Here is a 14220-nt window from a genome sequence, read left to right as displayed (position 1 = left end):
GAGGGAGGGCCACCGCCGGCGTCCGCGCCGGGATCTCCGTGCCGCTACTTGCGGGGGACTTCCGGCGTGCTGCGGAGCGCGGTGCGGCGGTCGGCCTCGCAGAGGCCGTTCCACAGGCGCGAGAGGATCGAGATGAGCTGCTTCATGAGGTCTCCAGGAGCGAATGCGCCGGCGGGCTAGCCCTCGGCCGCGGTGAGCGGGACTTCCTCGAGGAGCGGCACCGGGGTCGGCGTCGGCTCCGCGGCGTCGACCGGTTCGGCGCCCGCGAGGACCGCGCGCGCCCGGGCGAGATCGAGCTCGCCCTCCCAGCGGGAAACCGCCACCGACGCGACGCCATTCCCGATGAGGTTCGTGATGGCGCGCGCCTCCGACATGAAGCGGTCGATCCCGAGGAGGAGCGCGAGGCCGGCCACCGGGATGGTGCCGACCGCGGAGAGGGTCGCGGCGAGCGTGATGAAGCCGCCGCCGGTGACCGCCGCGGCGCCCTTCGAGGTGAGGAGCAGCACCGCCAGGATCTCGAGCTCCTGCCCGAGCGAGAGGTGCGTGTTCGTCGCCTGGGCGACGAACAGCGTCGCGAGCGTGAGGTAGATCGACGTCCCGTCGAGGTTGAAGGAGTAGCCCATCGGCACGACCAGGCCGACGACCGGCTTGGAGCAGCCGAGCCGCTCCATCTTCCTCATCATGAGGGGCAGCGCGGACTCGGACGAGGAGGTCCCGAGCACGACGAAGATCTCCTCCTTGATGTAGCGGAGGAACCGGAGGATGCCGAGCCCGCAGCTCCGCATCACGAGCCCGAGGACGAGGACGACGAACACCGTGCTCGTCGCGTAGAAGCAGGCGATGAGCTTGCCGAGGCTCAGGAGCGTGTCCACGCCGTACTTCCCGACCGTGAACGCCATCGCGCCGAACGCGCCGATGGGGGCGAGCCGCATCACCATGCCGACGATCCTGAAGAGCACCCCCGAGAGGACGTCGATGAACTCGAGGATGGGCTTCCCCGTCTCGCGCAGCCCGGCGAGCGCGATGCCGAACAGGATCGAGAAGAGCAGGACCTGGAGGATGTCGCCCTTCGCGAACGCGTCGGCCACGTCCTTCGGGATGACGTTCATGATGAAGTCGATCGTCCCGTGCTGCTGGGCGCCGGCGGTGTACGTGGCCACCGCCTTGGCGTCGAGGGTTGCGGGGTTCACGTCCATGCCGGCGCCGGGCTGGACGAAGCGGGCGACGACGAGCCCGATGGCGAGGGCGACCGTGGTGAGCCCCTCGAAGTACAGGAGGCCCTTCAGCCCCACGCGGCCGACCTTGCGCAGGTCGCCCATCTTCGCGATGCCCGTCACCACCGTCGCGAACACGATGGGCGCGATGAGCATCTTCACGAGCTTGATGAACGCGTCGCCGAGCGGCTTCATCGACGCGCCGGTCGCCGGCGCGAGGTGGCCGACGAGGGCGCCGAGCGCCACGGCGACGAGGACCTGCAGGTAAAGGCTGCGAGCGAGACGCTTCACGTGAGCCTCCTCCTGGCGGCGCCGCGCCGCCGTCGCGCCGCGCCACGAGAGGACGGGAGCGCGCTCCTCCACAGCACGCGATGTGCCCGGGAGCGCCGATCCGGCGAAAGTCGAAGAAATGCACGCCGGGGCGCGTGCCACGGCCCATCGGGCCGGGCGGGCGCGCGCGAAGGGCCATTCCGATCGTCATCGGCGCTCGAGGGAAAGCGCGCGCGGGCGCGCAGGGACGCGCGCTGCGCGGCGTCCGGGAGCGGTCATTCCGGGAGGCATGACCATTCCGGAGGGAATGGCCCTTCTCGTCGAAAGGGCCCCGCCGAGCTTCGCTCGGCGGGAGCAGCGCGCCGTTCCCCGTGCGAGCGAAGCGAGCAAAGCCGGGGCGCCATCGCGACAGCGGCGAAGCCGCGCGCGGTGGCGCACGGGACCCGGCGAGCAGGGGTGGGGCGGGGCGCAGCCCTCATCATTCGTCACAAGTGCGGGTACTCGCCGGACGAGCGGCGGGTGTTACCACGGCTTCCGTGCGCATGGCGGATTCGGGGCATCGACGGGGTCGGCGCGCGCGCTCGTGCTCGACCCCGATGAACGCGGGAAGGCGGGGGCGCAGGCGAGCGTCTCGTAGTGTCGAACCGGGCACAGCGACGGCGTGACTTCGCGCGGGGTGCACGCGGACTTCTCGAAGGCGCCTCCGCAGCTCGAGGTCGACCGTATTCACCTTGGGTGACAGCTATCGCCAGCGGTAGTGCCGGCCGGTGCCGCGGCTCTTCTCGCGACGAGGCAAGGCGTCCCAGATGCGGTGGGTGAAACATTTCCCGTTGACGCCTTCTCGCCTCGATCGCGGTCCGGCATTGGACCGGCGCGGAAGGGCCGCTCTCGCGCACGCGCCTCGCGCGTGTCACGCGCGGAGACCGAGGAAAGGCATCGACGAGGGTGCAGCGAATAGCGCCGCGCAGGCGCGAGCCTGGAGCGTCTCCGGAGCTCCGGAAATCGCGTGCTACGAAGGGTGTACTGGAGGTGCACCCCATGTCTGCGCTCGCCCCCGCTGCTCTCGAGTCGAATGTCCTCGCCCTTCGCCTGCGCGAGCTCGCCGGAGAGGAACGGAACGTCCAGGTCGACTTTCTCCTGCACCTCGACGAGTTCGATCGGCGCCGCGCCTTCGTCGAGGTCGGCCATGCGTCCCTCTGGGCGTACTGTTTGGAGGCGCTTCACCTCCGCGAGGGCGCCGCCGGCCGGCGCATCCAGGCGATGCGGGTGCTGCGCCGCTTCCCGATCCTCGAGGCTCCGCTGCGCGATGGGCGTCTGTGTTTGTCCACCGTGGCGCTCCTCGGCCAGGTGCTCACCGAGGAGAACGTGGACGACCTCCTCGCTCGCGCCGCCTTCCGGACCCGGGCCGAGGTCGAGCAGCTCGTCGTCTCCGTCCAGGCGCGCACCGCTCCGCGTGCTGGCCTCCGCAAGCTCACCGACCGCGCGCCCACCGCGGGAAGCGCAGCGCTGCAGCTCCCGGCGTCCGATGCAGGACAGGCCGAGACGGCGACCGAGCCCGGCACCGCGAAGCCGACCCTCGATCCGGGCCCTGCGGCCGACGCGCTGCCGGCGCCTTCGCCCCCCGTCGCGCAGCCGAAGCGAAGGGCCGAGACACTCGCCGTCTCGGAGAGCCACTGGTCTCTCCGGGTCACGCTCGACCGCGCCTGCAAGGAGGACCTCGAGACGCTCCGGTCGCTCCTGTCGCACAAGGTCCCGGACGGCGACCTCGCGGCGGTGCTCCACGAGGCGATCCGCTGCGCCATCCAGAAGCACGGCAAGCGCAAGGGCGCGGTCGCGCCGGAGCGGAAGACGAAGGGAGCGAAGCAGGCCGGGAATGCCGCCACGACGAAGAAGACCGCGGCGAAGCCGCCGGCCACGAGGACCACGATCCCGGCGATAGTGCGCCGCGCAGTGTGGACGCGCGATGGCGGGCGCTGCGCCTGGGTCGGCCCGGACGGCTGCCGCTGCAACAGCCGCTGGAAGCTCGAGCTCGACCACATCCAGCCCGCCGCCCTCGGGGGACCGTCCACGTTCGAGAATCTTCGACTCGCCTGCCGAGCTCACAACCTACTTCACGCAGAGAGAACCTTCGGACGCGAGCACATGGACCGCTTCCGCCGCGACGCGGGCGACGGGCCATCGTCGCTCTCGCGCGCTGACGTGGCGCCTCTGCGTCCCGTCATGCAGCTGGGAATGTGGGCGCCGTGACCCTGCGGCGACCCGGAGTTGGCCGAGCAGTGCTCCGCCCTGAGCGTTCCCGGCGCGCGCGTGCCGACCCGTCAATGACCAGCCGGAGCGCGCGGTGCGCCGCTCGGCCGACCGAAGCCGCTCCCCCGGTCAGCAGCCGAAGATGTGACGAATCCTGAGGGCGCAGCCCCCGTGAGATCATTCACCGACGCCAGGCCTTGAGGCGCTTCGACAGGGCGGGCTGCGAGAGGCCGATGAGGCGGGCCGCGAGCGTCTGGTTGCCGCCGGCTCGCGCCATGGCCTCGCGGGCGAGGAGCTCGAGCGCCTCGTCGAACGTGGGGAGCCGCTCGGCCCCGGCGAACGGGTTCGCGTCCGCCTCCGGATCGGCGCGGCCGCCGTCGGCGACGCGCCCGATCGCCGCCACGAAGGCGTCCATCGACAGGACGCGATCCACGTGGAGCGTGACCGCGTCGAACACCATCGCGCGCAGCTCGCGTACGTTCCCCGGGAAGTCGTGCGTCGCGAGGAGCTGCGCGAGCTGGCGCGGCGGCGTGGGCTTCTTCTTGCCGAGCGCGCGCGACGCCTCCTCGAGGAAGTGGTCGAGGAGCAGCGGCAGGTCCTCCTTCCGCTCCCGCAGCGGCGGCACGCGCACGCGGTGGGTGCGCAGCCGGTAGAAGAGGTCGCGCCGGAAGCTGCCGGCCCGCTCCTTCGCGGCGAGGTCCTGGTGCGTGGCGGCGATGACGCGCGCCTTCACGCGCCGCGGGCGGTCGCTGCCGAGCGGGAAGAACTCGCCGTCCTGCAGGAAGCGCAGGAGCTTCACCTGCGACGCCATCGACAGGTCGCCGATCTCGTCGAGGAACAGGGTCCCGTCCGCCGCCTCCTCCACCATGCCGCGCCGCGGCTGGTCCGCGCCGGTGAAGGCGCCGCGCACGTGCCCGAAGAGCGTGTCCGCGAAGACCGCGTCGTCGAGGCCGGCGACGTTCACGGCCACGAGCTTCCCGGCGCAGCCGGAGACCGCGTGGGCGGCCCGCGCGACGAGCTCCTTGCCCACCCCGCTCTCGCCCGTGACGAGCAGGGGCTGGGCGCTCCTCGCCACCGCCTCCACGTACGAGAAGAGCGTCCGCATGGTGGGATCGCGCGTCACGATCCCGGCGAACGCCTCCGGGTGGCGGAGCTCGCCGGAGAGGAGCCGCGTCGCGACCTCGACGTTCTCCCGCTGGAGCTCCTGCATGCGGAGGGCGCGCAGGACGCCCGCGACGAGCCGATCCTCCTCCTCGGTCTTCACGTGGTAGTCGAACGCGCCGAGCTTCACGCAGCGCACGGCGGTCTCGACCTGGTTCAGCCCGGAGACGACGATGACCGCCACCTCGGGGTGCTCCGCCGCGATGCGCGGCAGGAGCTCCTCGCCCGAGAGGTGCGGCATGGTGAGGTCGAGGAGCACGACGCCGATGTCGTCGCCGTCGAGGATCTCCAGCACGCGCCGCGGGTCCTGGCAGGTGACGACCCGGCGGATGCCGGCGGTGCGCTCCAGGGTGAGGCTCATGGCGCGCAGCCAGGCCGGCTCGTCGTCCACGAGCAGGATTCCGAAGGCGGAGGAGCCCGGGTCGCTCACGCGGCGGCCGCCTCCGGCGCGGCCGGGAGGGTGAGGGTGGCGGTCGTGCCGGCCCCCGGGGTGGAGGTGAGCGCGAGCGTGCCGCCGTGCTCCTTCACGATGCCCGCCGAGACCGAGAGCCCGAGGCCGGTCCCGCCCCCGCTCCGCTTGGTCGTGAAGAACGGCTCCTCGACGCGCGCGAGGTGCTCCGCCGCGATGCCCACGCCCTCGTCGCGCACCTCGAGCACGACGCGCCCGTCCTCTCGGCGGGTGGTGAGTCGCACGCCGCGGCCCGGCGCGGGCAAGGCCTCGGACGCGTTCACGAGCAGGTTCACCACCACCTGCTCGATGCGCTGCGCGCTCCCGAGCACCGCCGGCAGCGCGGGGGCGAGCTCGAGCTCGAAGCGCGCGGTCGCCTTCCGCAGCGCCGCGCCCGCGAGCCGCGCCGCCGCGCGCGCGACCTCGTTCAGATCCACGGGGGCGAGCGGCGGTGCGTCGTCGCGCCGGGCGAAGTCCTTGAGGTCCTCGACGATCCGCTGGATCCGCCGGCCGCTCTGGGCCATCTCGTCGAGGAGCTGCGGGAGCTCCTCGCGCATGCGGCGGTAGGGGAGGCCCGCGAGCGCGAGCCCGTCCGTGTCTCCGCGCGCGTCGAGCGCGTCGAGGGCGTCGAGGAGGGCGGCGCGCACGGTGGTCGTGTCGAGCAGGATGAGGCCCGTCGGGTTGTTGATCTCGTGGGCGACGCCGGAGACGAGGACCCCCAGCGCCGCGAGCTTGTCCGCCTGCAGGAGCTCCGCCTGGTGCCGCCGGAGCTCCTCCATCGCGCGCTGCCGCTCCTTCACCTCCGCGGCGAGCGAGGCGGTCCGCTGCGCCACCTGCCGCGAGAGGGAGCGCGACCAGAGGAGCACCGCCCCGAGGACGGCGAGGAGCGGCACGAGCACGATCGCCGCCCACCGCAGGGCCGTCTCCCAGCTGAGGCCGCGCGGCTCGAGCACCCCGAGCCAGCGCTGGTGGATCGCGTCGTAGCGGCCGGTCTTCTTCAGGATGGCGAGGCCCTCGTCGAGGCGGGCGAGGAGCGCCGCGTTGCCCTTCCGCACCGCGTAGCCGTAGGGCTCGCTCGCCACGGCGCGCGCGACCGGCTCCACGTTCGAGAGTCCGAGCTCGCGCGCGATGTACACGCCCGGCAGGAGCGCGAGCGCGACGTAGTCGTGGCGGCCGGAGGCGAGGAGCCGCATCGCGTCGGCGGGGGTGCCGGTCCGGACGAGCGCGGCGCCCATCCCGCGGCGGGTGAGCTCCTCGTCCATGATCCCGCCGCCGAAGACGATGACCTCCTTGCCGCGCAGGGCGTCGAGCGAGGTGACCTCCGGGGTGCCCTTCCGCGCGAACAGCGCGTGCTGGACGATGGCGTGGGGCGGGGCGAAGTCGAGCGTGCCGGCGCGGGCCTCGGAGAAGGAGATGCCCTGCAGCGCGTCGATCTCTCCCGCCTCGAGCGCCGCCCTGATCTCCGCCCAGTCGCCGAAGCGGAACGCGACCCGCAGGCCCATCACCTCGGCGATGGCGCGCGTGAGCTCGACGTTGTAGCCGGCGGGCTGGCCCTCGGCGTCGAGGAACTCGTAGGGCGGGTAGTCGCGATCGGCCCCGACCACGATGGTGCGCTCCGGGCCGGCGGCCGCGGACCGCGGGAGCGCGAGCAGGCTGGCCGCGAGCAGGGCGGCGGCGAGGCGGCGGCGCATGGAGGCGCGAGGCTACGCCGTCGTCCCGCCGGGGACAAGGCGCGGCGGGCCGGGCGGGCGGCGGGCCCGCCGCGCGCTCCCTCACTCGGTCGCGTACGGGCTCGAGGGCGCCGAGGGCATCGAGGGCGCCGTCGGCGTGGGGGTGGTCGTCGCCGGTGTGGCGGTGACCACGATCTCGCCGTTCGGCGTCGCCATCGTGCCGAGGTGGACCGAGCAGTAGTACGGGATCGTCGCGCCGACGGGCGCGTTCGCGGGGATCGTGAACGTCCGCTCCCCCGTGAACGAGCCGGTGTCGAACGAGACCCCGCTCGCCGCGCCCGGGCGGAACGCCCCTGCCGTGCTTTCGCTCGTGACGGAGTGCGGCATGGAGTCGAGGTTCCGCACCGTCACCGTGGCGCCAGGCGCCACCTCCAGCTTCAGCGGGCTGAACGCCATGCCCTTGATCGTGATCTCGTTCTGAGCCGTGGGGTTCGCGCTGGGCGTCGTCGTCCCGGGCGTCGGCATCGGGGTCGCGCTGCTCGAGCCGCTCGACGACCCACCGCCTCCGCACGCGACCAGCGTCGCGAGGAGCGCCCCCCACCTCGTCGTGAAACGCATACGACCTCCAGTCACCTTCAATACGGTCGGATGCGGGAGGCGTTACGCGGTGACCGCGCGCCCCTTCAAAGCGACGATCAGCCGAGGCGGGGCATGACCGCGGCGACGATCCGGTCGCAGCGCGACGCGAGGCGGGCGGGAGAAGATCGAGGGCGCGCTGGAGGAACGACGTCGCCTCTCGCGCCGCGGCCCGATCCTCGGGCGAGCGGTCGGGCAACGCAGGCGCCTCGTCCTCCGCCTCCGGCGCGTCGAGCCGCTCCACACCCGTCCGCCGCAGCCGCCCGAGCGCCTCGTCGACGGCGATCCCGGTGAGCCAGGTCGAGGAGGCCGCCAGGCCGGCGAACGTAACCCCTCGCCGCCTCCGCGCATCCGACTGCGAGGAGGGAATCATGGAGAAGACCACAGTGAAGGCCTACCGGGTGCTCCGGATCGCCTATGGCGTCGTGCCCATCGTCGCCGGGCTCGACAAGTTCACGAACCTGCTCACCGACTGGCGGATGTACCTCAGCCCGCTCGCGATCCGGCTCCTGCCGGTCCGTCCGGAGCTGTTCATGCGGGCCGCGGGGATCGTGGAGATCGTCGTCGGGGCGGCGATCCTGCTCGGGTTCGCGCGGATCTTCGGCTTCGTGGCGATGGCGTGGCTCGCCGCGATCGCGCTGAACCTCGTCACGGCGGGCGCGTTCCTCGACGTGGCCGCGCGCGACGCGGTGATGGCGTGCGGCGCGTTCGCGCTCGGCGAGCTGGCGCGGGTGCACGAGCCCGTCCGCGCGCGCCGCGCCGCCCGCGCGGCGGCGCCGGAGGAGGCGCGCGCGCACGCGTGAGCCGCGGGGGCGGCGGTGGGGCGCGGCCGTCCTCGCCTCGCCGCCGCGGCGAGTCAGCGGGCCTCGTCCGGCGGCGCGCCCGCCGGCGTGCCCATGAGGTCGCGCGTCCCGCCTCGGGCGGCGAACGCGACCCCGAGCAGCGCCACCGGCACGACGTGCACGAGGTGGAAGCCGAGCGCGTAGGCGAGGGCGAGCTCCCGGTCGACGCCGAGCGCCTCCAGCGCGACGACGGCCGCGAGCTCGAAGACGCCGGCGTTCCCCGGCGAGACCGACACCGCCGAGGAGAGCGTCGTCGCCACCACCATGAGCACCGCCACCGTGAGCGAGGCGGGCATGTGCAGCGCGGGGAGGCAGAGGAGCGCGACGAGCGTCTCCGCCGTCCAGCCGAGGAGCGCGGCGGCGAGCGATCTCGCGACGACGCGCGGGTCGCCCGCCGCCGTGAGGCCGCTCCTCAGGCGCGCCCAGGTCCGGGCGAGCCACCCCGCGTGCGCGGCGGCCCCCTCGCGCCGCGCCAGGAGCGCCGCGAGGGCGGCGGCGGCGGTCGCGACCGCGAGGGTGGACCACGCGGCGGAGCGAGCCCAGCCGGGCAGGGGCGCGAACAAGCCGAAGAGCCCGAGCCCGCCCAGGAAGGCGAACGAGGCGGTGAGGTGATCGAGGCCGACGGTGGCGAGGAGCGTGGCGGTGGGGCTCCCGCTCGCGCGCGCGTGCAGGTGGGCGCGGGCGGGGTCGGCGGCGCGCGCCGGCAGCACGAGGCCGAGCGCGTAGCCGCCGACGAGGGCGCGGAAGCTCGCGCCGTAGGTCGCGCGTGGCGCCACGGGGCGGACGAGCACGTGCCAGCGCAGCGCCTGCGCCGCGAGCCCGCCCACGTTCGCGAGCGCCGCCGCGAGGAGCAGCGCCGGGTCGGCGCCGGCGAGCGCGCGCGCGACGCCCCGGACGTCGGCGTGACGCAGCCCGAGCGTCACGAGGAAGGCCAGGACGGCGAGCCCGCCGAGCCGCGCGGCGAGGCCACCGCCGGCGGCGCGCGGAGATCGCTCGAGCCGGTCGAGCGTCACGAAGCGGAACCCCGCGGCGCGCCAGCGGCGGACGAGCTCGGGGATCGCCTCGGCCGTCTGCTCCCGGCGTCGCGCCGGCGCGGGGTCGCGCTCGCCGGCCGCCTCGCCGGCGCCGTCATGGAGCAGCAGGATCTCGCCGCCGCGCATCCGGGCGCAGGCGCGATCCGCGATCGCCGCGGCGCCCGGCCGCTCCGTGTCCCAGACGCCGCGCGTCCACGCGACGAGCACGAGGCCGCGTCTCCGCAGGGCCCGGCGGAGCAGCGCCGACTTGAAGCCGTGCGGCGCGCGGAAGAACGGCGCCGGCTCGACCCCCGCCGCGCGGATCGCGGCGGCGCCGCGGTCGAGCTCCGCCGCGAGGGTGGCCGGGCCCGCGAGGTGGAGCTTCACGTGGCCGTGGCCGTGCTGTGCGACGAGGTGCCCACGCCGGGCCGTCTCGCGCACGAGCTCGGGGGCCGCCTCGGCGGCGCGGCCGAGCACGAAGAAGGTGGCCTTCACGCCGGCGCGGTCGAGGGCGTCGAGCACCGCGCCCGTGTCCGGCCCCGGCCCGTCGTCGAAGGTGAGGGCGACCTCGGGGCGATCGCGGCGCCCGGCGCGCAGGCTCGTCCCGCCGGGATCGAACGTCGGCCACAGCGCGTCGGCGGCGGCCGCGGCGAGCGCGAGGGTGACCGCCGCGAGCCCGAGCCCCGCAAAGGGGCTGCCGCGCACGGCGAGGAGCGCGGCGCCGCCGAGGAGGGCGGCGAGCGCGGCGACGGCGACCGCGAGGAGGGCCTGCTTGCGGAGCGGCATCGGGTCCCTGGAGAATCCTATACGACGGCGCGCGCGATCACCCGAGGTGCCGCTCAGGCCGCGCCGACCGCGCGGTACAGCTCGAGCACCTGGCGCGCCACCCGCGGCCACGCGTACCGCGTCGCGGTGAGCTTGCCGCGCGCACCGTAGGCCGCCGCGAGCGCGCGGTCCGAAGCGAGGCGCGCGAGCGCGCGCGCCCACGCCGCCGGGTCGGCCGGCGGGAGGAGCTCTCCCTCGCGCTCGTGCTGCATGACCTCGCGGAAGCCGGCGATGTCCGACGCCAGGACGGGCTTCCCGGCGCTCATCGCCTCGAGGAGCGTCACCCCGAACGACGCGATGCGGGTGGGCGCGCAGTAGACGTCCGCGGTCGCGTACCAGTCCGGCCGGTCGTCACGGGAGACGCCCGCGAACACGATCTCGTCGCGGAGCTCCGGGGGGACCCGGTCCTCGTAGCGGCCGCGGAGCGGACCGTCCCCGACGACGAGGAGCCGCGCGGGCAAGGAGCGGCGGAGGAGGGCGAACGCCTCGATCATCACGTCGAGGCCGTTGCGCGGCTCGAGCCGCCCCACCCAGAGCACGTTGAGACGCCCGTCGTCGAAGCGTTCGAGCCGCTGGCCCGAGCCGAAGCGCTCCGTGTCCACGCCGTTCGGGATGATGCGGAAGCTGGCGCGCAGCCGCTGCTCGTACGGCCCTGCCGCCGCGTGGGACACCGCGACGGCCGCGTCGAGCCGCTCGAGGTAGCGGCGCTGCCAGAGCTGCGTGAGCGCCCAGGCGCGGCCGGGGCGGAAGTTCGTGTGGAAGGTCCCGACCACCGGGCAGCGCGCGTGGTGGATCGCGAGCCAGGGGAGGACCGGGGTGAGCGGGCAGTGCACGTGCACGACGTCGAACCGCTCGCGCTCGAGCGTCTCGCGCACCGTCCGGGAGAGGCCATAGCCGACGGACACGCGTCCGAAGCCGCCGTTCAGGTAGAGCGGGACGCTCCGCCCCACGCGCAGCACGTCCGGCGCCTCGGCGACGCCCGGGCCGCCGGCGGCGTCGGCCGCGGCGAGATCCGGCATCTCGCTCGTGACGATGCGCGCGACGTGGCCGAGGCGGCGCGCCTCGCGGGCGAAGTGGTGGACGTGCTCCTGAACGCCGCCGATGCTCGGGTAGTAGTACTCGGTGACGATGCCGATTCGCATTCGGGGGCTCAGGCCTGCGAGGCGCGGCGGTCGGTGGGCGGCGTCGGGGCGACCGCGTCGCCCGGGTGCAGCTCGCGGCCGAGCGGGCGCCGGCGCCGGAGGATCGGGAGCATCGCGGCGCCCGCTCCGAGGAAGGCGACGACGTCCATCCACGCGACGCGGGCGACCGCGCGGACGACGCGCGCGCGCGCCCAGCGCCGCGAGCGCGGCGGCGGGGCAGGGGCTCGAGGATCGACGGGTGACATGGTCACCGAGCGTAAGATGTGGCGCTCGCGCCGGCACGTCACGGAGAAGCCGGCCGAGTGGGTTGCGGCCGATCGAGCGGCGTGGCCCCGCCCGAGCGCTCGGGGTCGGGGAGAACGGGGACGGTTCGCGCCCGCGGGCGGGGAGATTCTCCCCGACGAGGGACGCCGCCGCTGCCCGGAGGGGGCGCGCGCTCCTGGGGAGCTGTCCACTGCGTGCGGGAACGCGCGCGCCGGTTGACGCCTGCGACAGTTAGCGTTAAGTCGGGTTCATAAGTTGAACGGAGATTCATCGAATGACCCGCTCCTCAGCTCACCCCCGCCTGCGCGACCGCCTCCGCGAGGAGACCAGCCGCGCCATCCTCGAGGCGGCGGAGCACGAGTTCGCGGGCGAGGGGCTGCACGCCGCGCGCATGGAGCGGATCGCCGCTCGGGCCGGCGTCGCGGTGGGCACCCTCTACAACCACTTCGCGGATCGCGAGGCGCTGCTCGGCGCGCTCGCGCGCTCGCGGCGCGAGCGGCTGCTCGCCCGCGTCGACGCGGCGATCGCGGCCGTGAGGGGCGAGCCGGTCGCGACCCAGCTCCGCGCCTACCTCGAGGCCGTCAGCGAGCACGCGGCGGCCCATGGGCCGTTCCTCACCGTGCTCGTGCAGGCGGGCGAGGGGCCGGCGCGGGCGCGGCCGGCGCGGCTCGGCGACGAGCTCACGGCGCGGGTCGAGGCCGTCGTCCGGCGGGCGATCGCGTCCGGAGAGCTCCGGAAGGACGAGGCCGGCGTGTTCGCGCTCGCCTTCGTGGGCATGGTCCGGATCGTGCTCACCCGCACCATCGAGGAGCACGCACCCTTCGATCGCGCGGCGGCCGCGCTGCTCGAGCTCTTCCTGGAGGGAGCACGCCGGTGAGCACCGCCACGCTCTCCGCGCCGATGGCCGCCGCCCGGCCGGTGCCGAACAAGTGGCTCGTGACCGTCTCGGTGACGTTCGGGACGCTCATGGGCGCGATCGACTCGTCGATCGTGAACGTCGCGCTGCCGCAGATCCGCGGGGCCGTCGGGGCGACGGTCCAGGAGATCACCTGGATCACGACCGGCTTCGTCATCGCGACGGTCATCGTGATGCCCCTCACGGCGTTCCTCGGCCGGCTCTTCGGCCAGAAGCGCGTGTACCTGGCGAGCCTCGTGCTCTTCCTCGCCGGGTCGGCGCTGTGCGGCGTCGCCTCGAGCCTCCCCGAGCTCGTCCTGTTCCGCGCGCTCCAGGGGCTCGGGGCGGGGGCGCTGCAGCCCACCGAGCAGGCCATCCTGCGCCAGACCTTCCCGCCGAAGGAGCAGGGGATGGCGATGGCGCTCTTCGGGATGGCCGTGATGGTCGGCCCGGCGATCGGCCCGACGCTGGGCGGCTACATCGTCGACAACTATCACTGGTCGTGGATCTTCTTCATCAACCTGCCCGTCGGCGCGCTCGGCCTGTTCATGGTCTGGCAGTTCGTGCAGGAGCCGGAGGACATCCGCGCCGCGAACGCCGCCGCGGCGGCCGAGCAGCGGCGGAACCTCGACTGGCTCGGCATCGCGCTCCTCGCCGTCGGCCTCGCCGCCCTGCAGTTCTTCCTCGAGGAGGGCCAGCAGGAGGACTGGTTCCAGTCCGGGCTCATCGTCGCCGCCGCGGCGGTGGCGGTCGTCGGCCTCGCGCTGTTCGTGTGGCGCGAGCTCACCGCGAAGGCCCCCGCCGTGAACCTCCGCCTCTTCAAGGATCCGGTCTTCACCTCCGGGACCCTGATCGGCGCGGTGATGTTCTCGATCCTCATGGCGAGCATGTTCCTCCTGCCGCTCTTCATGCAGGAGCTGCTCGGGTTCACCGCCATGCAGTCGGGGCTCGCGCTCATGCCGCGCGTGCTCGTCATGATGGCGGTGACGCCGATCGTGGGGCGGCTCTACGGCAAGGTGTCGGCGCGGCTCCTCATCGCGATCGGGGTGCTCCTCGTCGCCTACGGCGCCTTCGCGGTGTCGCACGTGACGCTGGCCACCTCCGCCGCGGGCATCACCCACGCGATCCTGGTCCAGGGCGTGGGGTTCAGCTTCCTGTTCGTGCCCCTCACCACGGTCGCGCTGTCGAACGTCCCGCGCATGCGGCTCGCGGACGCGACGGGCCTGAACTCGCTGCTCCGCCAGGTGGGCGCCTCGATGGGCCTCGCGGTGTTCGCGACCTTGCTCTCCCGCTACGGCGTCCACGCGCGCGCCGCCGTCGCGAGCCACCTCACGGTGGACCGGCCGGAGGTGCAGTCGCGCCTCGCGCAGCTCGCGGCGGGGTTCCAGCAGCGCGGCTTCGACCCGGTCGCCGCGCGCGAGGCCGCGCTCCGCGCCCTCGACGGCATCGTCCGGCGGCAGGCGATGGTGCTGTCCTTCGAGAAGGTGCTGCTCCTCACCGGCCTCCTCTTCCTCTGCGTCCTGCCGCTGCTCTTCTTCCTCAAGGCCAGGCGTGGCTCCGGCGAGCCGGTGCACGTCGAGATGGAGATGTAGA

At 74.1% G+C, this 14220-nt stretch carries 11 protein-coding genes; 4 read left to right on the top strand and 7 right to left on the bottom strand.

Going from position 1 to position 14220, the window contains the following annotated elements:
* Positions 1-176: 176 nt before the first annotated feature.
* Entirely contained in the window at positions 177-1505 is a 1329-nt protein-coding gene (locus MLV88_RS01240; protein WP_242340796.1) for a dicarboxylate/amino acid:cation symporter, read from the bottom strand.
* A 1017-nt stretch (positions 1506-2522) separates the two neighbouring features.
* Between MLV88_RS01240 and MLV88_RS01235 the strand changes: the two genes are divergently transcribed.
* Positions 2523-3731: an HNH endonuclease signature motif containing protein gene (locus MLV88_RS01235; RefSeq protein WP_242360046.1), complete on the top strand. Its 1209-nt coding sequence runs from the start codon at positions 2523-2525 to the stop codon at positions 3729-3731.
* Positions 3732-3912: 181 nt separating this feature from the next.
* Here the strand turns inward: MLV88_RS01235 and MLV88_RS01230 are convergent, their stop codons facing one another.
* From MLV88_RS01230 to MLV88_RS01220, 3 genes are all read right to left on the bottom strand, one after another.
* Positions 3913-5322 carry a sigma-54-dependent transcriptional regulator gene (locus tag MLV88_RS01230; RefSeq protein ID WP_242341466.1) on the bottom strand — a complete coding sequence of 470 codons (1410 nt, stop codon included), beginning with the start codon at positions 5320-5322 and terminating at the stop codon, positions 3913-3915.
* Positions 5319-7031, bottom strand: coding sequence for a transporter substrate-binding domain-containing protein (locus MLV88_RS01225; RefSeq protein WP_242341465.1), 1713 nt, complete (start codon positions 7029-7031; stop codon positions 5319-5321). Before MLV88_RS01225 ends, MLV88_RS01230 begins: the two co-directional genes overlap by 4 nt.
* An 81-nt stretch (positions 7032-7112) precedes the next feature.
* Positions 7113-7535 carry a plastocyanin/azurin family copper-binding protein gene (locus MLV88_RS01220; RefSeq protein WP_242357005.1) on the bottom strand — a complete coding sequence of 141 codons (423 nt, stop codon included), beginning with the start codon at positions 7533-7535 and terminating at the stop codon, positions 7113-7115.
* Positions 7536-8017: 482 nt separating this feature from the next.
* Here MLV88_RS01220 and MLV88_RS01215 point away from each other — a divergent pair, with 482 nt between their 5' ends.
* Positions 8018-8449, top strand: coding sequence for a DoxX family membrane protein (locus MLV88_RS01215; protein ID WP_242341463.1), 432 nt, complete (start codon positions 8018-8020; stop codon positions 8447-8449).
* Positions 8450-8502: 53 nt separating this feature from the next.
* Here the strand turns inward: MLV88_RS01215 and MLV88_RS01210 are convergent, their stop codons facing one another.
* Genes MLV88_RS01210 through MLV88_RS01200 form a run of 3 tightly spaced genes read right to left on the bottom strand, consistent with a single transcriptional unit; the run spans position 8503 to position 11713 of the window.
* Complete coding sequence (locus MLV88_RS01210) at positions 8503-10287, bottom strand: lysylphosphatidylglycerol synthase domain-containing protein (protein WP_243336619.1); 1785 nt, start codon at positions 10285-10287, stop codon at positions 8503-8505.
* A gap of 53 nt (positions 10288-10340) precedes the next feature.
* Positions 10341-11468 (bottom strand): glycosyltransferase family 4 protein, encoded by a 1128-nt coding sequence (locus tag MLV88_RS01205; RefSeq protein ID WP_242340253.1) that lies wholly within the window; start codon positions 11466-11468, stop codon positions 10341-10343.
* Positions 11469-11476: 8 nt separating this feature from the next.
* Positions 11477-11713 (bottom strand): hypothetical protein, encoded by a 237-nt coding sequence (locus tag MLV88_RS01200; protein ID WP_243336618.1) that lies wholly within the window; start codon positions 11711-11713, stop codon positions 11477-11479.
* A gap of 293 nt (positions 11714-12006) precedes the next feature.
* Between MLV88_RS01200 and MLV88_RS01195 the strand changes: the two genes are divergently transcribed.
* Both MLV88_RS01195 and MLV88_RS01190 read left to right on the top strand, forming a co-directional pair.
* Positions 12007-12609 carry a TetR/AcrR family transcriptional regulator gene (locus tag MLV88_RS01195; protein ID WP_242340251.1) on the top strand — a complete coding sequence of 201 codons (603 nt, stop codon included), beginning with the start codon at positions 12007-12009 and terminating at the stop codon, positions 12607-12609.
* Positions 12606-14219: a DHA2 family efflux MFS transporter permease subunit gene (locus MLV88_RS01190; protein ID WP_242340250.1), complete on the top strand. Its 1614-nt coding sequence runs from the start codon at positions 12606-12608 to the stop codon at positions 14217-14219. Before MLV88_RS01195 ends, MLV88_RS01190 begins: the two co-directional genes overlap by 4 nt.
* Position 14220 lies beyond the last annotated feature (1 nt).

This window comes from Anaeromyxobacter soli (assembly GCF_022808855.1).
In the GTDB taxonomy this organism is placed as follows: domain Bacteria; phylum Myxococcota; class Myxococcia; order Myxococcales; family Anaeromyxobacteraceae; genus Anaeromyxobacter; species Anaeromyxobacter soli.
Note: the sequence above shows the minus strand (reverse complement) of the source record. Positions and strands in the feature narration are given on the sequence as shown.